21 protein-coding genes are annotated in these 20565 nt (G+C 63.5%); 10 read left to right on the top strand and 11 right to left on the bottom strand.

The window, feature by feature from the left end:
* Positions 1 to 204: 204 nt before the first annotated feature.
* Together ACTJKT_RS14850 and ACTJKT_RS14845 are read right to left on the bottom strand one after the other, a co-directional pair.
* Positions 205 to 507 carry a chaperone modulator CbpM gene (locus ACTJKT_RS14850; RefSeq protein WP_440787603.1) on the bottom strand — a complete coding sequence of 101 codons (303 nt, stop codon included), beginning with the start codon at positions 505 to 507 and terminating at the stop codon, positions 205 to 207.
* A gap of 40 nt (positions 508 to 547) precedes the next feature.
* Positions 548 to 1486, bottom strand: a complete 939-nt coding sequence (locus ACTJKT_RS14845; RefSeq protein ID WP_025808014.1) for a DnaJ C-terminal domain-containing protein — start codon at positions 1484 to 1486, stop codon at positions 548 to 550.
* A 299-nt stretch (positions 1487 to 1785) separates the two neighbouring features.
* Here ACTJKT_RS14845 and ACTJKT_RS14840 point away from each other — a divergent pair, with 299 nt between their 5' ends.
* The gene (locus ACTJKT_RS14840) at positions 1786 to 3051 is read left to right on the top strand and encodes an Hsp70 family protein (RefSeq protein ID WP_440787602.1); all 1266 of its coding nucleotides are present in this window, start codon (positions 1786 to 1788) and stop codon (positions 3049 to 3051) included.
* 101 nt (positions 3052 to 3152) lie between these two features.
* On the opposite strand, the gene ACTJKT_RS14835 is transcribed toward ACTJKT_RS14840, so the two are convergent.
* The 3 genes from ACTJKT_RS14835 to ACTJKT_RS14825 all read right to left on the bottom strand — a co-directional run bounded on the left by ACTJKT_RS14835 (position 3153) and on the right by ACTJKT_RS14825 (position 5498).
* Positions 3153 to 4163 carry an AI-2E family transporter gene (locus ACTJKT_RS14835; RefSeq protein ID WP_124314701.1) on the bottom strand — a complete coding sequence of 337 codons (1011 nt, stop codon included), beginning with the start codon at positions 4161 to 4163 and terminating at the stop codon, positions 3153 to 3155.
* Positions 4164 to 4326: 163 nt separating this feature from the next.
* Entirely contained in the window at positions 4327 to 4638 is a 312-nt protein-coding gene (locus tag ACTJKT_RS14830; protein WP_440787601.1) for a PsiF family protein, read from the bottom strand.
* A gap of 71 nt (positions 4639 to 4709) precedes the next feature.
* Positions 4710 to 5498 (bottom strand): AraC family transcriptional regulator, encoded by a 789-nt coding sequence (locus ACTJKT_RS14825; RefSeq protein WP_440787600.1) that lies wholly within the window; start codon positions 5496 to 5498, stop codon positions 4710 to 4712.
* A gap of 96 nt (positions 5499 to 5594) precedes the next feature.
* Between ACTJKT_RS14825 and ACTJKT_RS14820 the strand changes: the two genes are divergently transcribed.
* Entirely contained in the window at positions 5595 to 6482 is an 888-nt protein-coding gene (locus tag ACTJKT_RS14820) for a DMT family transporter (protein ID WP_440787599.1), read from the top strand.
* Between the two features lie 81 nt (positions 6483 to 6563).
* On the opposite strand, the gene ACTJKT_RS14815 is transcribed toward ACTJKT_RS14820, so the two are convergent.
* From ACTJKT_RS14815 to ACTJKT_RS14805, 3 genes are all read right to left on the bottom strand, one after another.
* Positions 6564 to 7454, bottom strand: coding sequence for an esterase/lipase family protein (locus tag ACTJKT_RS14815; RefSeq protein ID WP_440787598.1), 891 nt, complete (start codon positions 7452 to 7454; stop codon positions 6564 to 6566).
* Between the two features lie 307 nt (positions 7455 to 7761).
* Positions 7762 to 8067 carry a DMT family transporter gene (locus ACTJKT_RS14810; RefSeq protein WP_440787597.1) on the bottom strand — a complete coding sequence of 102 codons (306 nt, stop codon included), beginning with the start codon at positions 8065 to 8067 and terminating at the stop codon, positions 7762 to 7764.
* Positions 8068 to 8076: 9 nt separating this feature from the next.
* Positions 8077 to 8715: an FMN-dependent NADH-azoreductase gene (locus ACTJKT_RS14805; protein WP_440787596.1), complete on the bottom strand. Its 639-nt coding sequence runs from the start codon at positions 8713 to 8715 to the stop codon at positions 8077 to 8079.
* A gap of 142 nt (positions 8716 to 8857) precedes the next feature.
* On the opposite strand from ACTJKT_RS14805, the gene ACTJKT_RS14800 reads away from it, so the two are divergent.
* Entirely contained in the window at positions 8858 to 9769 is a 912-nt protein-coding gene (locus ACTJKT_RS14800) for a LysR substrate-binding domain-containing protein (RefSeq protein ID WP_440787595.1), read from the top strand.
* Positions 9770 to 9921: 152 nt separating this feature from the next.
* On the opposite strand, the gene ACTJKT_RS14795 is transcribed toward ACTJKT_RS14800, so the two are convergent.
* Positions 9922 to 11997 (bottom strand): AsmA family protein, encoded by a 2076-nt coding sequence (locus ACTJKT_RS14795; RefSeq protein WP_440787594.1) that lies wholly within the window; start codon positions 11995 to 11997, stop codon positions 9922 to 9924.
* Between the two features lie 388 nt (positions 11998 to 12385).
* Between ACTJKT_RS14795 and ACTJKT_RS14790 the strand changes: the two genes are divergently transcribed.
* The 7 genes from ACTJKT_RS14790 (at position 12386) to ACTJKT_RS14760 (ending at position 17686) form a co-directional block, all read left to right on the top strand.
* The gene (locus tag ACTJKT_RS14790) at positions 12386 to 12808 is read left to right on the top strand and encodes a hypothetical protein (protein WP_440787593.1); all 423 of its coding nucleotides are present in this window, start codon (positions 12386 to 12388) and stop codon (positions 12806 to 12808) included.
* Positions 12809 to 13047: 239 nt separating this feature from the next.
* A complete protein-coding gene (locus ACTJKT_RS14785; protein WP_440787634.1) occupies positions 13048 to 13680 on the top strand; it encodes a TetR family transcriptional regulator in 633 nt (210 codons plus the stop codon).
* 268 nt (positions 13681 to 13948) lie between these two features.
* Positions 13949 to 14449 (top strand): urease accessory protein UreE, encoded by a 501-nt coding sequence (gene ureE / locus ACTJKT_RS14780; protein ID WP_063428046.1) that lies wholly within the window; start codon positions 13949 to 13951, stop codon positions 14447 to 14449.
* The gene (locus tag ACTJKT_RS14775; protein WP_440787592.1) at positions 14446 to 15120 is read left to right on the top strand and encodes an urease accessory protein UreF; all 675 of its coding nucleotides are present in this window, start codon (positions 14446 to 14448) and stop codon (positions 15118 to 15120) included. The genes ureE and ACTJKT_RS14775 overlap by 4 nt, the downstream gene beginning before the upstream one ends.
* Positions 15121 to 15143: 23 nt before the next feature.
* Positions 15144 to 15758, top strand: coding sequence for an urease accessory protein UreG (gene ureG / locus ACTJKT_RS14770; RefSeq protein WP_440787591.1), 615 nt, complete (start codon positions 15144 to 15146; stop codon positions 15756 to 15758).
* A gap of 37 nt (positions 15759 to 15795) precedes the next feature.
* The gene (locus ACTJKT_RS14765; protein WP_440787590.1) at positions 15796 to 16368 is read left to right on the top strand and encodes a HupE/UreJ family protein; all 573 of its coding nucleotides are present in this window, start codon (positions 15796 to 15798) and stop codon (positions 16366 to 16368) included.
* A gap of 184 nt (positions 16369 to 16552) precedes the next feature.
* A complete protein-coding gene (locus ACTJKT_RS14760) occupies positions 16553 to 17686 on the top strand; it encodes an AGE family epimerase/isomerase (RefSeq protein WP_440787589.1) in 1134 nt (377 codons plus the stop codon).
* Positions 17687 to 17773: 87 nt separating this feature from the next.
* On the opposite strand, the gene ACTJKT_RS14755 is transcribed toward ACTJKT_RS14760, so the two are convergent.
* Positions 17774 to 18679 (bottom strand): cation diffusion facilitator family transporter, encoded by a 906-nt coding sequence (locus ACTJKT_RS14755; RefSeq protein ID WP_440787588.1) that lies wholly within the window; start codon positions 18677 to 18679, stop codon positions 17774 to 17776.
* Between the two features lie 249 nt (positions 18680 to 18928).
* A complete protein-coding gene (locus tag ACTJKT_RS14750) occupies positions 18929 to 19696 on the bottom strand; it encodes an SDR family oxidoreductase (RefSeq protein WP_007925222.1) in 768 nt (255 codons plus the stop codon).
* Positions 19697 to 20565: the final 869 nt, after the last annotated feature.

The following is a 20565-nucleotide window of genomic DNA, read 5'->3' as shown; positions in this document are numbered from 1 at the left end:
GCACTGCTTTCCTTCAGGCAAACCGCTTATGCAGGTTTTGCGAGGACTCCGTCCTCGAACGCAGCCTCGCAGGCTCGGCAGCGGCTACAGACACACACCTGTAGGAGCGAAGCTTGCTCGCGCTGAAGGATAACGCGGTGTGCCTGCAGAAACGCGGCGCCCCGATCGCGGGCAAGCCTCGCTCCTACACCCCCAAAAACCTGATCATTCGACCAGCAGGCGCCCCAGGCGCTGCTTGAGCATCTGGTTTTCCGTGCGCAACTCGCGGACTTCGTCGAGCAGTTCCAGCGCCAGGGCGACGCCTTCCCACTCCAGTTCCAGATCGTGCCGCAACTTGGCGGCGCGCTTGGCCACCGCCAGTTCGTAGTCAGTGAAGCGCCAGTCGCGGGGCGCCGAGCCATGGGGATCGAGGATCCCATGCTCGACGATTTCCATCACATAGGCGGCCGGCAGATCGGCCACCTCGCAAAACTCTTCCATATCCAGCTGAACGATCAGGGTGCTCATTGTTAGCGACTCCTTGTTTCAGATCAGAATGGGTTGCGGATCAGAAATGCTCCCGCGGATTGAAGGCAGCCTTCTTCGCCAGCTCCTGCCACAACGCCTTGACGTCGTCGCCGGAAGCCTTGGGCATGACTGCCTTGAGCTGCACGAACAGATAACCGCGATGCCCGGCCTTGTTCAGCAGGCCATGGCCCTTGGCGCGCATGCGCTGGCCGTTCTGGCTGCCGGCCGGCACCTTGAGGTTGATCTTGCCGGTCAGGGTCGGCACCGCGACCTCGGTCCCCAGCGCCAGCTCCCAAGGGGCCAGCGGCAAAGTGATGATCAGGTTCTCGCCCTCGATATCGAACTTCGGATGGGGCGCGAAACGAATGGTCAGGTACAGGTCGCCATTGGCCCCGCCACCGGCACCCGGCGCGCCCTGGCCCTTGAGGCGGATCCGCTCGCCGTCGCTGACGCCGGCCGGGATCTTCACGTTCAGGCTCTTGCTGGTGTTGCTGACGTGCTGACCCGCAGCGTTGTACTGCGGCACCTTGAAGCTGACCTTTTTCGACTCGGCTGACAGGGTCTCTTCCAGGAAGATCGGTAATTCCATTTCCACGTCTTGTCCCCTGCGCCCGGCGCTGCGCGATTGTCCACCGCCGAAACCCGGCCCGCGGTTGCCGAAGATCGAACTGAAGAAGTCCGAAAAGTCCCCGCCATCGCCGAAACCGCCGGTATCCGCGCGACCTTTCCAGCCCGGTGGGCCCTGGAACGGCTGGCCGTGCTGGCCATAACGCCGCAGGTCGTCGTATTCGGCCCGCTTGTCCGCGCTTTTCAGCGCTTCATAGGCTTCCGACGCGTCCTTGAATTTGGCTTCGGCGTCTTTTTCCTTGCTGACATCGGGGTGGTATTTGCGCGCCAGCTTGCGATAAGCGGCCTTGATCGCCTTGTCGTCTGCCGTCGGCTCCACACCGAGAATCTTGTAATAGTCTTTGAAGTCCATCTAAGGATCACCATCCGTTATCAATGTGGCGCGGCGGAACGTACAGCATGCACTGCTGGCCAGCGTCGGGGCTGACCGATCTCAATACTGTGACTCACGCGGCGCGGCAGAAGTTTATCGGCAGCTGGCGGCGGTTCTTGCGACCGCCCGATGGCTGCCCGGCCCATGCCTGCAAGTTTGGGGGTGAAGAATAGTCTTTCAAGGCTTGCAGGTTTCGATTTAGCGGATAGTCGGCCTTCGATTCTGCGAACGACTGGCATACACTGCGCGGCCGTTTTTTTAACCGGAACTCGAAAGACATGAAAAACGCATCTGCGGCCCGTGCCTGCGGTATCGACTTCGGCACGTCCAACTCCACTGTCGGCTGGCTGCGCCCCGGCATGGAAACGCTGATTGCGCTGGAAGACGACAAGATCACCCTGCCATCGGTGGTCTTCTTCAACATCGAAGAACGCCGTCCGGTGTATGGCCGCCTGGCGCTGCATGAGTACCTGGAAGGCTACGAAGGCCGGCTGATGCGCTCGCTGAAGAGCCTGCTGGGTTCCAAGCTGATCAAGCACGACACCAGCGTGCTGGGCACGGCGATGCCGTTCAAGGACCTGCTGGGCCTGTTCATCGGCCAGCTCAAGAGCCGCGCCGAAGCCGCCGCCGGCCGGGAGTTCGAGGAAGTGGTGCTGGGCCGCCCGGTGTTTTTCGTCGATGACGATGCCGCCGCCGACCAGGAAGCCGAAGACACCCTGGTGGAAGTGGCGCGCAAACTGGGCTTCAAGGAAGTCTCCTTCCAGTACGAACCGATCGCCGCGGCCTTCGACTACGAGTCGACCATCGAGCGCGAAGAGCTGGTACTGATCGTCGACATCGGCGGTGGTACTTCCGACTTCTCCCTGGTGCGCCTGTCGCCCGAGCGCCGTGGCCTGGACAACCGCCACGAGGACATCCTCGCCACTGGCGGCGTGCACATCGGCGGGACCGACTTCGACAAGCAGTTGAGCCTGCAGGGCCTGATGCCGCTGTTCGGCTATGGCAGCCGGATGAAGAGCGGCGCCTACATGCCCACCAGCACCCACATGAACCTGGCGACCTGGCACACCATCAACTCGGTGTATTCGCAGAAGTCCCAGCTGGCCCTGGGCAGCATGCGCTACGACATCGAAGACACTGGCGGCATCGACCGCCTGTTCAAGCTGATCGAGCAGCGCGCCGGGCACTGGCTGGCCATGGAAGTGGAAGAAACCAAGATCCAGCTGACCCACGCCGACAACCGTGTGGTGCCCCTGGACCGCATCGAAGCGGACCTGAGCGTGGACCTGAGTCGGGCGCTGTTCGAGTCGTCCATCGACAGCCTGCTGGAGCGCATCCGCGGCAGCGTCACCCAGTTGCTGGGCGATGCCAATGTCGGTGTCGGCCAGGTCGATACGGTGTTCTTCACCGGCGGCTCCAGCGGCATCCCGGCCCTGCGCCAGAGCGTCTCGGACATGCTGCCCAACGCCCGCCACGTCGAAGGCAACATCTTCGGCAGCATCGGCAGCGGCCTGGCGATCGAAGCGAAGAAACGCTACGGCTGATCAAGGATCGGGGCGCGCCCATCGCGGGCAAGCCTCGCTCCTACAGAGACTGNGTAGGAGCGAGGCTTGCCCGCGATAGCGTCAGATCGGTCCCACGCAGCTCAAACCAACCCCGCCAGCTTCAACTCACTCTTCAGGTAGGCGTAATAGATCGGCCCGGCCACCACCCCCGGCAGGCCGAACGCCGCCTCGAACACCAGCATCGCCAACAGCAACTCCCAGGACTTGGCACTGATCTGCCCGCCGACGATCCGCGCGTTGAGGAAGTATTCCAGCTTGTGGATAAAGATCAGGTAGCCCAGCGCCGCCGCGGCCACCCAGATCGACAGCGACATGCCGACGATGGTGATCAGGGTGTTGGAGATCAGGTTGCCGATCACCGGCAACAGCCCCAAGAGGAAGGTCAGAACGATCAGGGTCTTGGTCAGCGGCAGCTTGACGCCGAACATCGGCAGGATCAGCGCGAGGAAGATCCCGGTGAAGAAAGTGTTGAGCAGGGAAATCTTGATCTGCGCGAAGACGATGTTGCGAAAGGCCTGGACCAGCAGGTGCAGGCGGTCGAACAGCGCGGCCGCCAGTGGCTTGCGCTTGGTCAGGTCGGGCACGCGCTGCAAGGCGATGATCGCCCCCAGCACCATGCCGATCAGCAAGGTCACGAACATGTGCGCCGCGTCCTTGCCCACCAGTTGCAGCTCGCTCAGGTGCTTGCTGGCCCAGGCACCGATGGCCACCTGGAACTCCGCCGCGCTGGCCGGCAGATAGGAGTCGAGGAACGGCGGCAACTGGCCGCGCGCCTTGTCCACCACCGTCATGAATTTGTCCAGGGAAGCCCCCGGGTTCTCCGCTTCGTGCAGCAGGAAGCTGATGGCGCCGGCGAACAGCAGTGTCAGCACGCTGACCACCAGGGTGCCGAGCAGGGCCACCGCCAACCAGCGCGCCCGCCGACCTTCGATCAGCCGTTGCAGTTGCGGGGTCAGCATGTTGACCAGTTCGAACACCAGCAGGCCCGCGAGCAGGCTCGGCAGCAAGCGCAGCGGAATGATCAGCAACAGCCCGCCGAAGATGATCACCCAACTGAACAACAACAGATGACGCTGAGAAAACGTTGGCATACAGCCTCAAACAAACAGCGTGAAAGGATTGGCAGTCTGCCAGCGTTGCACTGGCGATGCGAGGCCGGCAGGCGCGGGTTTGCTGGCGATCAAGAATACAGGGTGTGTCAGGCAAACCGCCGCGACCGGATCGTGAACAAGCTCGCGCCTGCGAAGGAAAAGGTTATTGCTTCTTCAGGCAGGTGCTCATGAAGGCCTTGCGCTCATCGCCCTTGAGGGCCTTGGTGGTGGCGTCGGCGTTGCAGGTCTTCATCTTTTCCTGTTGCGTGGCCGGGACGGCGGCCGCGGCTGGGGCGGCTTTCAGGCAGGTACTCATAAAGGCTTTGCGTTCATCGCCCTTGAGGGCCTTGGTGGTGGCTTCGGCATTGCAGGACTTCATCTTGTCCTGTTGGGCCTGTTGGGCGGCGGTGGCGGCAAACCCTTGGGAGCAGAGCAGCAGACCGACCATCAACAAAGGGATACGCAGCATCTTCATGGAGTTTTCTCCTTGTTACCGCACCGACGGGCGCGGCCTCCAGCGCAGTGTAGACAAACCCTGTTACAGGTTCACCTGTTCTGTAGGCTGGTGCGCCGGTACTGCTCGGGGGTGCAACCGGCCTGGCGCTGAAACATCGCGATAAACGCCGAGGCGCTGCTGTAGCCCATGTCGAACGCCACCTCCTGGACACTGCGCGCAGTGTCCAGGGCCTCGATGGAGGCCAGGAAGCGCAGGCGCTGGCGCCACTCGCCGAAACTCATGCCCAGCTCGCGCACGAATTGCCGGGCCAGGGTGCGTTCGCTGACATGGATCTGCCGCGCCCAATCGGCCAGTGCGCGGTTATCCCCCGGGGCGGCCTGCAACGCCTCCAGCACACCGAGCAAGGCCGGGCTGCTGGCATAAGGCAGGTAACCGTCATGCACTGGCGCCTGTTGCAACTGGTCGAGCATCACCTGGGCCAGGCGGCTGTCCGCCTCCTGCTCGGGGATCTGCACGTCGCGCGCGGCGAAGTCCTTGAGGATCGCCTTGAGAATGTCGCTGATGGCCAGGGTGCAGGCCTGCTGCGGCAGCACCCGGCACAGCTCCGGGGCCAGGCACACGGCGCGGTACACGATCGGCTGCGGACTGTAGAAACTGTGCTCGGTGCCCGGCGGAATCCAGATGGCGTACTGCGGCGGCGACATAAAGCACTGGCCAGCGATCTCCATATGCATCACGCCATGGGCCGAATACTCCAGGCAGCCCCAGGGGTGACGATGTTCCAGCGCATGGCTGTGGGCGTCGAAATCGGCATAGCGAAAGTACACCGGGGCCGGCAGACCGCTGAAGGGCAGCAGGTCGATGTGTTTTTTGCTCATGCTGTCCGGATTCAGGGGCGGGTTGTCTGGATTGAAGTATAGGCCTGGATCCAGACAGGGGGATAATCAGCCTTCATCAACGCTCTGGTTGTCCTCATGCAATACGCTTATCCGTTACTGGCCGTCTTTATCTGGGCCGGCAATACCGTCATCAACAAACTGGCGGTCGGGGCGATCTTCCCCGCGGAGATCGGTTTCTATCGCTGGCTGCTGGCCGGCCTGCTGTTCACGCCTTTCATGCTCAAGGCGGTGCTCGCCCACTGGGCAGTGATCCGCCCGAACCAGGGCAAGATCTTCATCCTCGGCGTGCTGGGCATGGCGGTGTATCAGAGCCTGGCCTACTTCGCCGCCACCCTGACCTCGGCCACCAACATGGGCATCATCCTCTCGCTGATGCCGCTGATGTCGCTGGCCATGGCAATCGCCAGCCTCGGCCAGCGCCTGACGGCCGGGGCCCTGGTCGGCGCGGTGCTGTCGTTTGCCGGGGTGCTGGTGGTGGTGTCGTCCGGCAGCCTCGAGGTGCTGCTGGAACACGGGGTGAACCTGGGCGACGCGATGATGCTGATCGCCACCCTGGCCTATGCGATCTACAGCACCCTGCTGAAAAAATGGCAGCTGCGCCTGCCGCCGCTGGTGCTGCTGTACCTGCAGGTGCTGGTAGCCGTGGTGGTGCTGTTTCCGCTGTTCTTGGCCTCGCCGAAAACCGGCCTGACCCTGCACAACATTCCCCTGGTGCTCTACGCCTGCCTGCTGGCCTCGATGCTCGCGCCGCTGGCCTGGATGCAGGCGGTGGTGCGCCTGGGGCCGAGCCGCACCACGCTGTTCTTCAACCTGCTGCCGCTGATTACCGCGCTGATCGCCGCCGTGGTGCTGCATGAGCAGCTGGCGCTGTATCACCTGGTGGGTGGGGTGCTGACCCTGGGCGGGGTGATTCTTTCCGAGCGCTGGACCACCGTGTTGGGGCGTAAGGTCGGCGTCGCCTGATCGATAGTCATCGCGGGCAAGCCTCGCTCCTACAAAGGTGTATCTGTATGCCCGCGATCAACGATGACGCGATATCGCTGGCTATACCCCAGCCGCTTTCAGCCGCTGCGCATGCTCGACGAACAATCGGATCGGCTCGGCGCCCCGGCCCACCAGCCCCAGCGACTGGTTGACGATATCGAAGTGGTCCAGGGGGTAATCGTCGCCAATCACCGTGCCCAGGTGCGAGCTGTAGCGGCCGACCATGCCATCGCACTGCCCGGCCTCGCGGACAAAGGTCCTGGCGAACAGCCGGCAGCTGCGGTTGGTGCCGTCGAACAGGTTGCGCCCACGATTGGTCTTGCCCGGCTGCAAGGTGCCGGACCAGGAGTAGTAGCGCACCCCGTTGACCTCTTCCGGCCCCTGCCCGCCCCAGGTTTCCGGCAGGCCCTGGGGGTACTGGCGGTTGAACAGGGCCACGCCCTCGCTGGTCAGCGAGCGGTGCGAGGCATGGATATCCGCCGGCAGCTTCGGCCCGCGATAGCCGGTGTCCAGCCAGCTCATCAGCACGGCAATCACCTGCAGGATAAAACTCAGCACCCGCCCGCGCAGGGTGTCGATGGAGTGGTGGCGCTCGATGTAGTCGGCCAGCTCCGAGCCATGGTTGGGCCCGGCCACCGAGGTCACCGAGGCCACCCAATCCGGCCGTTTGGCCGCGGCGTAGCGGGCGGTGAGCGAACCCTGGCTGTGGCCGATCAGGTTGACCTTGTCGGCGCCGGTTTCGCGGCGGATCTCCTCGATCCGCGCCAGCAACTGCTCGCCGCGCACCTCAGTGCTATGCAGCGGCGAAACCTGCACGGCAATCACCGTGGCCCCGCCGCGACGCAACGCCGACTCGATGCCGAACCAGTAGGAGTACAGCACCAGCCGGATAAACCCCAGCATGCCGGGGACCAGGACCAGCGGGTAACGCGTGGCAAGCTCTTGGGACATGGGAACATCCTTGTGATCGGACTTGTATCAGGGATATCAGCGCCCAAGGCTGGATGCAGGACAGCAGCCAAGAGCATCGACAGCCAAGATGACAGCTTCACGACCACTGTATGACATTCCCCGGGTTCCATCGCGAGCAAGCTTTGCTACAGGGGATTGGAGATATATGGACCGCCCCCGACCCCGTAGGAGCGAANTCAGGCAATACATTTCTTCCAGTAGAACCGCAGCGGGTTTGGGGCTGCTACTCAGCCCATCGCGAGCAAGCTTCGCTCCTACAAGGGCGCGCGGTTCGTCCATATAGCGCCTATTTCAACCCCACCACCCCGGCCACGATCAGCCCCACCGACACCAGCTTGACCAGCGTCAGGCTCTCCCCCAGCAAGGCAAAACCGAGGAACACCGTGCCCAGGGAACCGATGGCGGTCCAGATCGGGTAGGCGATGCTCACCGGCAGCTCACGCATCGCCAGGGTCAGGAAGTAGATGCCGCCCACCGCGGCCACCACCGTCAGCAGCGACGGCCATAGCCGGGTGAAACCCTCGGCGTATTTCATGCCCATGGCGAAGGTGACTTCGAAGGCGGCGGCGATCAGCAAGAACAGCCAGGCCATGTCGCCTCCTCAGAAGGTCCGCGCCAGCGCCAGCAGGCGCTGCTCGGCTTCGGCGCAGGACACCTGGAACGTGCGCTCGGCCGATTCCTCGCCTTCGGCCGCGACCACCGTGACGTCGTCGATACCGATAAAACCCAGCGCGGTGCGCAACCATGGATCGGCATGGTTCATGAACTCCAGCTCGCCACCCGGGCCAAAGCCGAAGCCGCCGCGACTGGTGACGATCAGCGCTTTCTTGCCCCGCACCAGCGGCTCGTACTGGGCGATGCCGTTGTCCTGAACGGTATTGAAGGTCAGGCCCAGGCGCACGATCTGGTCGACCCAGGCCTTGAGGCCGCTGGGCACGCTGAAGTTGTACATCGGCGCCGAGATCACCAGCAGCTCATGCTCCAGCAACTCCGTCACCAGCTCGTCGCTCAGGGCCAGGTCGGCCTGCATCGACAGGGGCCGCGCCTGGGGCTCGGGATAAAACGCCGCGGCGACGAAGGCCTCGTTGACATGGGGTAGCGAGGCGCGGCCGACTTCCCGGCGGGTCAGTTGGCCCTGGGGATGGGCCTCGAGCCAGGCCTGGAGAAAACTTTCCGTCAGCCGCCGCGAATGGGAGCGTTCGCCACGGGGGCTGCCATGTACTGCTATAATTCTGCTCATCTGTCATTCCTCATCCTGGATCATTGCGGAAGACCGTAAAAGCCTTCCTGGGCAAGGAATAAAGCTATTGGTGCCGGCCCCTCTGAACAAATGAGCAATAGTTGATCAGGATGAATCCATTTCATCCATAAGGTGACCCTTTATGTTTGCCAACCTGCCGCTGACCGCTTTGCGCGCCTTCGAATCGGCGTCCCGGCTCCTGAGTTTCAAGGCCGCCGCCGAGGAGCTGTCGGTCACGCCCACGGCGATTTCCCACCAGATCCGCTCCCTGGAAAGCTGGCTGGGCGTGCCGCTGTTCCAGCGCCTGCCGCGCCAGGTGCGCCTGACCGAATGCGGCGAGCGCCTGTTCCACAGCCTGCACGGTGCCTTGCTGGAAGTGGCGCAGAGCGTCGACAGCCTGCGCCCGCAACGCAGCGGCGCGAACCTGATGATCTCCACCACGCCGGCCTTCGCCGCGCTGTGGCTGGTGCCGCGCCTGGGGCGTTTTTATGCCCGGCATCCGAACATCAACCTGCGCCTGGACACCAACTGCGAGGTCATCGACCTGCAGCAGGATGCGAGCGTCGACCTGGTGATCCGCTACAGCCTGGACGACTACCCGAACCTCTATGGGCTGTGCCTATTCGACGAGTGCTTCGCGGTCTATGGCTCGCCGGAACAGGTGGCCCTGGCCCGCCAGCAGACACCGACGCTGATCAGCGTGCGCTGGCACAACTCCAAGCTCTATGCCCATGGCTGGGAGGCCTGGTGCGACAAGGCGGAGGAAAGCTGGATGCAGGACCGCCCGGTGTTTCGCGAATACGACGAGGAACACTACGCCCTGCAGGCGGCCATCGCCGGCCAGGGCCTGGTGCTGGCCAGCAATATCCTGGTGTCGGAAAGCGTGGGCAGCGGCCTGCTGGTGCCCTATCGCCCCGAGATCCACGTCGACGGCGCGGGCTACAGCGCGCTGTGCGTGCCCGGACGCGAACGGCATCCGCCGGTGCGAGCATTTTTCCAGTGGTTGCGCGAAGAAGCCCAGGCGGCCGGGCATCCGATGCTCGCCGCCGGCTGATGCCCTCCTACACTGGATGCCTGGGGCCATCCGTCCCCGTAGGAGCGAGGCTTGCCCGCGATCCAGACGCCGCGGAGTGTCTGTAGTACCGCGTTATCGTTCATCGCGAGCAATCGAGCGTCGACCGGCTGTTCCTACAGGGAGGCATGAGCTTAACGGGTCGGTTTGACCGCCACCGGCGCCTTGCCCGAGCGCATCTGCTGGAGCAGCGGCGCGCACTGGTTCGGCTCGCCGCCGCTCGGCGCCACCAGCGCCAGCAACCCGGCCGCCGGCCCGGCGATCACCCCCAGCGCCACCATGCCCGCGCCGCGCAACATCAGCGGCACGGCCTTGACCCCGGCCTCCGGCTTGCTGAACTTGCCTTGCACATAGAGCGGCGAACGCAGGGAGAACAGGCGCAGGCCCTTGGACTCAGGCGTGATGGTCAGGTCCAGTTGCTCGCTGGCCATGTTCGCGGTGCCGTCGATGTAGATGATCGCGTTCTCGGTATCGAACACGAACAGACGACTGGTGGCCAGGCCGGTCTTGATGCCGAAGTCGGCGGCGGCGCAATTGATCTTCACTTCCTTGTCGCCAAACATCTTGCCGATCACATAGTTGCCGACGTTGAGCCCGGCGATCTCCATCAGGCTGCGGCTGATGGCGCCGTCGTTGATCAGCATCTTCAGCTCGCCGTTGGCGCTGCCGAGCAGGGCCGCCACCGAATTGCCGCGCCCGGCGATATCGGCATCGCCGTTGAGTTCGCCGAAGCTGGTTTTCATCGGCTCGAAGGTCGGGAACAGCTGCTTGAGCTTGAAGTTGCGCGCGGTCAGTTTGGCCCGGCCTTCCAGCGGCGTGGCCTGGCCGTTGAGGCGAATCTGCGCGTCCAGCTTGCCGCCGGCCACGCCGAAACGCAGCGGCTCCAGGCTCAGGCGCCCGTCGTCGAGCACAAGGTGGGTGTACAGGTCGGTGAAGGGCAAATCGGCGCTGTGGACGATGCGCTTGCCGGTGAATTCGACATCGGCGTCCATGTCGCGCCAGCGCTCGGTGCGGAACTCTTCCACCGGCAGCACCTTGTCCGCCGGCTGCTTGCTGTCGCCGCCACGGGCCTTCTGCTCGGCGTTGGAGTCGGCGCCGATCAGCGGCGCCAGGTCGCTGAACAGCAACTGATTGGACACCAGCGCGCCGCTCAGCTTGGGCCGCGGCTGGCTGGCGACGTAGGTCAGATTGCCATGAATGTCGCTGTCGCCGATCTTGCCGTTGAAGTCCTGGTACTGGAACTTCGCCCCGGCCGGATCGCGCAGCTGCGCGGTCAGATGGCCATCGGTGGCATAGGCCGGCGAGTCCGGCAGGGTCACGCCGGTTAGCGGGTACAGGTTGCCCAGGCTGGTGCCGGCGAGCTTCATGCGCAGGTCCAGCGCACCGAGGTTGAGCGGGTCGGTCAGGGTGCCGGCCAGTTCGACGCGGGTATCGCCGATCGTTGCCTGGACCTGCAGCGGGAACGGCTTGCTCGCATCCTGCAGCGCCAGCAGGCCGCCGATCTTGCCGGAGCCGGCCAGCGCCTGGCCGTGATACTGCCCCTTGGCCTTGAAGGCAAAGGCATAGGACTGGGGCGCGGAGCCTTTCTCCTCGGCTTTCTTCGCCGCCTTGTCGCCGACGATGTCGCTGAACGGAATCGGCTTGCCCAGCGGATCGACCAGCAGGTCGAGGCGGGTTTTCAGGCTTTGGTCATTGAGGGTGATATGCCCTTTGTCGAAACCGATGGCGCCGATATCCACCACCCAGTTGGAGGGCTCGGCATTCGGGTCTTTCGGGTCGAACTGGAAGGTCCAGTTGGCGCGGCCGTCGGCCAGGCGCTCAAGGGCGGCATTCGGCTCAGTGAGGTCGATACGCGGAATGCGCACGCGCTGCGCCAGCAATGCCAAGGGCGAAATGCGCAATTCGACGCGCTTGAGGCTGACCATCTGCGGCGCCTTGGACCACTCGGGGTTGCCCAGGGTCAGGTCTTCGGCCACCACATGCGGCCAGGGCACCCAGGCCCGCCAGCCGCCTTCGTCGGGCTCGCGCTGCCAGACCACCGCCAGGTTGCCGTTGATGGCGAAGGGTCGATGCAGTTCTTCGGAGACTTTGGCATTGAGTGGCGGCTTGATCCGGTTCCAATCGAAGAACGCGATGATCAGTACCAGCACGGCCAGCAGCAGGAAAAGGCTACCGGCTGTCCAGGCGAAAATTTTACGGGTGCGCGTCATGCACAGGGCTCCTGACTGCTGACGGGCGCCTGGATGGCGACGCCCTTATGAACTGCCGGGGTTGAAATCCACCGGTCATGAGAACTAGGACTGACAAACGGCTCGCAGGTTTAACCCAAAGCCGCGGATCAGCCACAAAAGCACGGTTTTTTCTGACCGAAGCGCCAGCTTGGCGTTACCGCCGCCGCACTTTCGCGAGGCGCGGATGGGTCGAAAATACCCACCCCGGTGCAAAACCCTTCTTCGAAAACGCCCGTTCTAGAGCCCTCGGGCCGAACAATCAATTCTGTTGATTATTACCATTGTCTTTATGAACTTTTATATCGAATTAGCGCGCGTAACATTGGCTCCGTACCCACTTTATCGCCCCCCCAAGGAGCAACTCATCATGAAACGCCAATTACTGCTTAGCCTGACCCTCTCGATTCTGGCAGCCAACGCTTTCGCCCTGCCAGCCGCTGAACAGGCTACCCCACAAGTCAAGGCAAGCACCTCGGTATTCACCCAGACCCTGGCTTCCGATGGCAGCGACCGCACCCCACAAGGCCAAACCCTGGCTGCCGACGGTAGCGACCGCACTCCACAAGGTCAGACTCTGGCTTCCGACGGTAGCGACCGCACTCCACAAGGCCAGACCCTGGCTTCCGACGGCAGCGACCGCACTCCACAAGGCCAGACCCTGGCTGCCGATGGTAGCGACCGCACCCCACAAGGTCAGACCCTGGCTGAAGACGGCTTCGATCGCACTCCCCTGGGCCAAGCTGTAGCTGAAGGCGGCCGTGATCGCCTGGAAGAGAAAGGTCTGGTTTAAGACGGCAACGACCGTTTGGCCTAACGCAACCCAGCTGTGAGTCAAGCCTATGATGCCTCTACAAAAAAGCCCGGTCCCTGGATCGGGCTTTGTTTTTCCTGAGCTGCGTCGTTTTAGTCCTGCACTGTGCCACTCCGATCCAAGCCTCGCCTTCAACCCACCGCCCCCACCAGGTTCGACGCCGGCAAAGTTGATTTGCTAGAGTGCGCCGCTCTCTTGATCAGAAAACCAGTCAGCCGATGCTGCCCCGCGCCGAACAGAAACAACAGACTCGCAACGCTTTGATGGACGCTGCCCGCCACCTGATGGAATGCGGCCGCGGCTTCGGCAGCCTGAGCCTGCGCGAAGTGGCGAAAACCGCCGGCATAGTGCCGACCGGTTTCTACCGGCATTTCGCCGATATGGACCAGCTCGGCCTGGAACTGGTCAGCGAAGTCGGCCAGACCTTCCGCGAAACCATCCGCCTGGTGCGCCATAACGAATTTGTCATGGGCGGCATCATCGATGCCTCGGTACGAATCTTCCTCGACGTGGTGGCGGCCAACCGTTCGCAGTTCCTGTTTCTCGCCCGCGAGCAGTACGGCGGTTCGCTGCCGGTGCGCCAGGCGATCGCCAGCCTGCGGGAAAACATCAGTTCCGACCTGGCAGCCGACCTGACCCTGATGCCCAAGCTGCAACACCTGAACATCGCCGACCTGACGGTGATGGCCGACCTGATCGTCAAAAGCGTGTTCGCCACCTTGCCGGACATCATCGACCCGCCTGCCGAGGCCCTGCCCGAGCACCTCACGCCCCAGGCGAAAATCACCCAACAGCTGCGTTTCATCTTTATCGGCCTCAAGCATTGGCAGGGGCTGGGCAGCACGGAATAAGCCCGCCGCTTCGCTCAACCCGCACCACCTCCTCCACCGCCTCACATGCCCGCTATGGCCTGCGCCAGAGCGGCGCTTTGCCGCGCATCAAAAAACAGCACAGCGCACCAAGTCAGTGCTATAAATCAGGTCGAATCTTGAATTTGTAACAAAATAAAACAGAAGCCTGCCCCATTTTCAGGCGCTTCCCACCTGTTTCCGATCAGACCGGGCGATTGGCAAGGCACTTGCTCTACACCCTGCATCGCTCATAGCTGGAAGCCTTCCAATGCTGGTGATTCATCGCAGAATCGCGCCGCAACCCGACTGGTCCGCCGAGTTGCACCTGACCTTCGAAGCCCGCAGCAAAAGCCGTTTGCGCTGTTTTAGTGCCGACGGCGAAGACGTCGGGCTGTTTCTGGAGCGTGGCCAGCCGCCGCTGCACGACGGCGAATGCCTGCAAGCCGAGGACGGCCGGATCGTGCGGGTCTGCGCGCGCCCGGAAACCCTGCTGCATGTCACCTGCCGCAATGCCTTCGAACTGACCCGCGCCGCCTACCACCTGGGCAACCGCCACGTTGCCCTGCAAGTCGGCGATGGCTGGCTGCGCCTGCTGGACGACTATGTGCTCAAGGCCATGCTCGAACAGCTCGGCGCCAGCACCGAAACCATCGAGGCGCCGTTCCAGCCGGAACACGGCGCCTACGGCGGCGGCCATCACCATTCCCGCCACGGCGACGAGGACTTCAACTACGCGCCGCGGCTGCACCAGTTCGGCGTGCGCCCATGAATCCGGCCTGGGCCCTGCTGCGCCTGGCCAGTCCACAGCTGCCGATTGGCGGCTACAGCTATTCCCAGGGCCTGGAAATGGCTGTGGAACAGGCCACGGTCAAGGACCCGCACAGCGCCCGGCGCTGGATCGGCGACCAGCTGCTGCTCAACCTGGCGCGCTTCGAAGCGCCGCTGTTGCTGGCCCATTGTCAGGCGGCCGCCGATGAGGACTGGGCGCAGTTGCTGCAGCTGTGCCAGGAACATCGCGCCAGCCGCGAAACCCGCGAGCTGCACCAGGAAAGCCGGCAGATGGGCTACTCCCTGCAACAGTTGCTGAACGGCCTGCCCGAGCTGGATGCGCCGGCCCGGGCCTTTCTCGAGCAGATTGCCGAGCCGCACCTGGCCCTGGGCTGGGCCCTGGCCGCGCGGGCCTGGCACATCAGCCCGCAGGACGCCCTGGCCGCCTGGCTGTGGAGCTGGCTGGAAAACCAGCTGGCGGTGCTGATGAAAACCCTGCCCCTGGGCCAGCAGGCAGCCCAACGCCTGACCAGCGAACTGCTGCCGCTGTTGCAACAAGCCCAGCGCCATGCCTCGAACCTCGACCCCGAACAATACGGCAGCGCCGCCTTCGGCCTGTCCCTGGCGTGCATGGCCCATGAGCGCCAGTACAGCCGCCTGTTCCGTTCATAAGTCCTTTTATTTTGGAGAGCCACATGAACACACAACCTCTGCGCGTCGGCATCGGCGGCCCGGTGGGCTCCGGCAAGACCGCCCTGACCCTGGCCCTGTGCCTGGCCCTGCGCGAACGCTACAACCTGGCCGTGGTGACCAACGATATCTACACCCGCGAAGACGCCGACTTCCTGGTGCGCAACGAGGCCCTGGCGCCCGAACGCATCATCGGCGTGGAAACCGGCGGCTGCCCGCACACGGCGATTCGCGAAGACGCCTCGATCAACCTCGAAGCGGTGGATCAACTGAACCGGCGTTTTCCCGGCCTTGACCTGATCCTGGTGGAGTCCGGCGGCGACAACCTGTCGGCGACCTTCAGCCCGGAACTGTCCGACCTGACCATCTACGTGATCGACGTGTCGGCGGGCGACAAGCTGCCGCGCAAGGGCGGCCCGGGTATCTGCAAGTCCGACCTGCTGGTGATCAACAAGATCGACCTGGCGCCATTGGTGGGTGCTTCGCTGGAGATGATGAACGGCGATACCCAGCGCATGCGCGGCGGCAAGCCGTTCGTCTTCAGCAATCAGAAGACCGGCCAGGGCCTGGAGGAAATCATCGCCTTTATCGAACGCCAGGGACTGCTGACCGCGGCCTGATCGCACTTTTCAAACAGCTCAACAAGGAAGCCTGTCCATGACCCTCAAACACATTTTCGGCACCCTCGCCCTGCTGCTGACTCCCGCCCTGGCCTTCGCTCACCCGGGCCACGGCGACAACGGCCTGATGGCCGGTATCAGCCACCCGATCGGCGGCCTCGACCACTTGCTGGCGATGCTTGCGGTCGGCCTGTGGGCTGCGCAGCAGCAAGGCGCGGCGCGCTGGGCGCTGCCCTGCACCTTCGTCGGCACCATGCTGATCGGCGGCGTGCTGGGCTTTGAAGGCCTGAACCTGCCGGCCCTGGAAAGCGGGATCGCCGCGTCGGTATTGGCCCTCGGCCTGGCCGTGGCCCTGGCGGTACGTCCGCCGCTGAGCCTGGCGCTGGCCGCCACCGCGCTGTTCGCCCTGTTCCACGGTGTGGCCCATGGCCTGGAACTGCCGGACATGTCCAGCCCCTGGACCTATGCCACAGGCTTCGTCGCCGCCACCGCGGCACTGCACGCGGCCGGTTACGCCGTGGTACGGGTCCTGCCACAAGCCGCTGCGCCGCTGGTGCGCCTGGCGGGTGCGGCGTCGGCCGCTACCGGCGCCTGGTTGCTGGCAGGCTGAAACAACCCCCTGTAGGAGCGAAGCTTGCTCGCGATCCAGGCGATGCGGTCNGGTCTGTCGCCAGGAACGCATCGCGAGCAAGCTTCGCTCCTACAACCAAACGTCCACCGGCGTGTACCACGATCCCCGGGGCCTTCTCTGCTACCATGTCGCGCACTCCACCCTGCCGTGACGACGCCAGCCAATGCCCGATGTTTCCAGCCCCGTTTCCCCGCCTGAATCGACCGCCCTGTTTGCGGCCGTGCAGCAGCATTTCCACACCCTGATCGTGCCGCTCTGGCAGGGGCCGGGCTGGAATCCGGAGCTGGCGCTGCCCTTCGAGGCGCTGGACGCCGAGCATGCCCCGCTGCCGCCGCAACGTTATAGAGCCATGGCCTGCGCCCGGCAGCTGTACCTGTTTTCCAGCCTGATCGGCGATGGCCGCACGCCGCTTGCCCAAGAGCGCGCCGCGGCGCTGTTCCGCTCCCTGCAACGCCACTTCCACGACGCCGAGCACGGTGGCTGGTTCTACAGCATCGATGCCCAGGGCGCGCCGCTGGACCGGCGCAAGGACCTCTACACCCACGCCTTCATCATCTTTGCCTGCGCCCATTACTGGGCCAAGGTCCGCGAGCCGCTGGTGGAGTCGGTGCTCAACGCCGCGCTGAAAGTGGTGGCCGAACGTTTTGCCAGCGGCGACGGCCTGTACGAGGCAGTCCTCGCCGAGGACTGGTCGTCCCTGGCCTCCGGCCCCTTGCAGAACCCACTGATGCACCTGGCCGAAGCCTTCCTCGCCACCCTGGCCGTGCGTGACGACGCCGCCGTGCAAGGCGCCTTGCTGGCCCTGTGCGAGGCAATGCAGCAGCGCTTCATCGAGCCACAGCATGGGCTGATGATGGAAAAACCCCTGGGGGCTGTGGATAACTGGTTCGAACCGGGACACCAGTTCGAATGGTTCTTCCTGCTGCAGTCCTCGGCCCTGCTGCGTGGCTGTCCGTTGCACGCCTCGCTGGAGCGAGCCTTTGCCTATGCCGAGCAAGTCGGTGTGGATAACCACAGTGGCGCGGTGAGCGGGATGCTGAGTATCGAGGGCGGCGTGCTCGACCCGACCCAGCGCATCTGGGCCCAGGCCGAATACCTGCGCGCCCTGACCTTGCGCCAGGACAGCGCCGAACGCCTGCAGCACCAGTTGCTGGCGCTGCAAAAACACTTCCTGCATGCCAAGGGCTGGAACGAGTGCCTGGACGCCCATGGCGTGCTCAGCCGCCGGGACATGCCGTCGACCACGCCTTATCACCTGGCGACCTGTTATCTCGGTTTGGCTGAATACTTCGGCTGACCTTCAGTACGCTATCGCGAGCAAGCTTCGCTCCTACAGAGAAACGCGAAGCTTGATCGCGATTGAGCGCCTGCGCTCAGAAAGGCCTCAGGCAATCCACTTGCGATCGCCGGTAAAGCTGATGGTCAGCCAGCGTGCGGCGTCGGCCTGGCCGAGGGCTGTGGATATCTCTTCGCGCAGTTCATCCAGGGTCGCCACGCTGTGCAGGGGATAACCCGCCGGCAGCACGATATGGATCTCGATGAAACGCGCCCGACCATGCTTCTGTACGTAGGAGATGTAATCGTCGAACCCGTGCCTGGCCTTGGCCTCGTCCATCACCCCGCGCACCTTGTCGTTCAACTGGTCCGGAACGATGCCCAGCACATCGCGCAAGGCTGGGCCGAGGATCTTGAACGCCGGCGGCAGCATGCTCAGTGCCAGCAGGATCAGGATTGACGGGTCGACGTAAGCGGCCCACTGGCCATACCCCTGGGTCTTGAGCAACAACGCGATGAGAAAGCTCACCAGCAAGCCGACCGAGAGCATCGCGTCCACCAGCCAGCTGATGTTGTCGAACTGGATCAACGAGGATTTCAACCTGCGATTGCGATAACGGACGTAGAAGAAATAGGCGAAACAGACGACGCTAAGCACCGTCGCAAAAGGGATCACCAGGCCCAGTTCGACCTCCCGGCCACCGTTGATGATGCCGAACATACCGCTGAGAAAGGCGTAGATCGCAATCAGCAACAAAAAGCTGCCTTCGATCAACAGCACCATAGGCTCCAGGTGCCAGAAGCCGAACTGAAAGCGCTGGTTACTTTCCTTGGCGATCAGCTTGGCGGTGATCAGCATCAGGACCTTGATGACGGTCGCGATCAGCGAAAAAAAACCATCGAACAGAATCGATTGGGAACCGGAAAAAAAACCCGTGACGATCGCGGCGATCGCCACGGCGAACATCAGGATGGTCGATTGTTTGAGCAGTGCCTGCTCACCTCGGTTACTCACATTTCCTCCTCGAGAACCTTTGAATTCGCGGCCTTGATCCAAGGCTGCGGTGGATTGCGGAGCGGGAGTCTACCTTGTGCGAGCTGATTCGGGCCTGAACGACTGTGTTGCCAGAAGCATCGGCAGGTGAGGTGTGTAGCCGCTGCCGCAGGCTGCGATAAGGCCCGGAGGGCCTTCGGCGATCTTAAGATCCTGCGACCGGTTCCCGGTCGATCGCAGCCTTCGGCAGCGGCTACAGGCGATGGTCATTCAGCCCTTGGCGTTGCGCTCGATGGCGAAGCCGGCCCAGGTCTGGCTCACCGGCATCAGCTCCAGGCTGTTGATATTGACGTGGGCCGGGGTGTTGAGCACCCAGAAGATGGTGTCGGCGATGTCCTGCGGCTGGATCGGCTCGGCACCTGCGTAGGTGGCGTCATAACGCTCCTGGTCGCCCTTGAAGCGCACCAGGGAGAACTCGCTTTCGCACAGGCCCGGCTCGATGTTGGTCACCCGCACGCCAGTGCCTTGCAGGTCGCAACGCAGGTTCAGGGAGAACTGTTTGACGAACGCCTTGCTCGCGCCATACACGTGGCTGCCCGGGTAGGGGTAGTTGCCGGCGATGGAACCGAGGTTGACGATGCCGGCGCCGCGGCCATGGGCGATCAGCCGTGGCAACAGCAGGCGGGTGCTGTACATCAGGCCCTTGATGTTGGTGTCGACCATGGTGTCCCAGTCGTCCAGGTCGCACTTGGGCGCCGGGTCGACCCCCAGGGCCAGGCCGGCGTTGTTGATCAGCCCGCGCAACTTGGCGAAGGACGGCGGCAGGTTGGCGATCGCTTCTTCCATGGCCTTGCGGTCCCGCACATCGAGCACCAGGCCGTGCACTTCGGTCTGCTTCGACAGTTCGGCGCACAGGGCGTCGAGACGCTCCTCGCGGCGCCCGGTCAGCACCAGCGACCAGCCGGCCTCGGCAAAACGACGGGCACAGGCTTCGCCAAAACCGGAGGTCGCGCCGGTAATAAACAGGGTGGAAGTCATGGTGTTCTCCTTGCTGGGCGTCGAACCGCCGTGGAAATGAAAAATCGTTTCGCAGCATGCCCGGCCTGAATCGCAGCGGCAACCGGAGGTTGCCCTGCCGGGCTGAGGACTGCTCCCTGTAGCCGCTGCCGCAGGCTGCGATCGACCTCGAAGAGGGCGTGCTCTTCAAGATNGATCGCTGAAAGGCCCTTCGGGCCTTATCGCAGCCTGCGGCAGCGGCTACAGGGACAGCGAATTGTACAAAAAACGACCAACCCGCTACAGACCCCGTCCTACCTGGCCCACAGCCATATGCACGCACCTTATCCACAGGACGCTCCACAGTCTTTGGGGGCAAGTGCAAAAGTCTGCAAGCCGCTATCCACAGGGGCTGCAGGCGGTTTTAGAAAGTTTTTTGCTTGACCCGGACATGGCGTCCATGCAGCCCCGGCCGACGAAGGTGACCGGGCGGTCAGGCGGGGGATGGCTTCAAGCCAGTAACGACGCTGCCTGGGCGAGTCTTTCCAGAGTTTAATCACAGACTTATCCACAGGCTTGTCCAGGGTGTTTTCGCCCTTTGCCTGCGACAATAAAAAGGTTGACAACGGCGGCTCAAGGTCCGGCAAAAACCCCTGATCAAAAAACAGCCATTCGCCTGCAGGCCACGCCGATCAAGGCGCCCAGCCAGCTACTCCCACGTTACCCACAGCCAGTTCCACAGCAAACGGGGACAAGTCAAAACCGTGGCAAAACAGCTATTTGCAGCGTCTTTATGCCGCGCTTTGCCAGCTTGCGCAGAATGTTTTCCACAATTTGCGCTTTAAGCTGTGGACAAGGTCATCCGCAGCCGCTTGCTGCTGTAGGAGCGAGGCTTGCCCGCGATCAGCTCA

Origin of the sequence: Pseudomonas sp. 22526 (assembly GCF_052044735.1) — a bacterium.
GTDB lineage: Bacteria > Pseudomonadota > Gammaproteobacteria > Pseudomonadales > Pseudomonadaceae > Aquipseudomonas > Aquipseudomonas piscium.
Note: the sequence above shows the minus strand (reverse complement) of the source record. Positions and strands in the feature narration are given on the sequence as shown.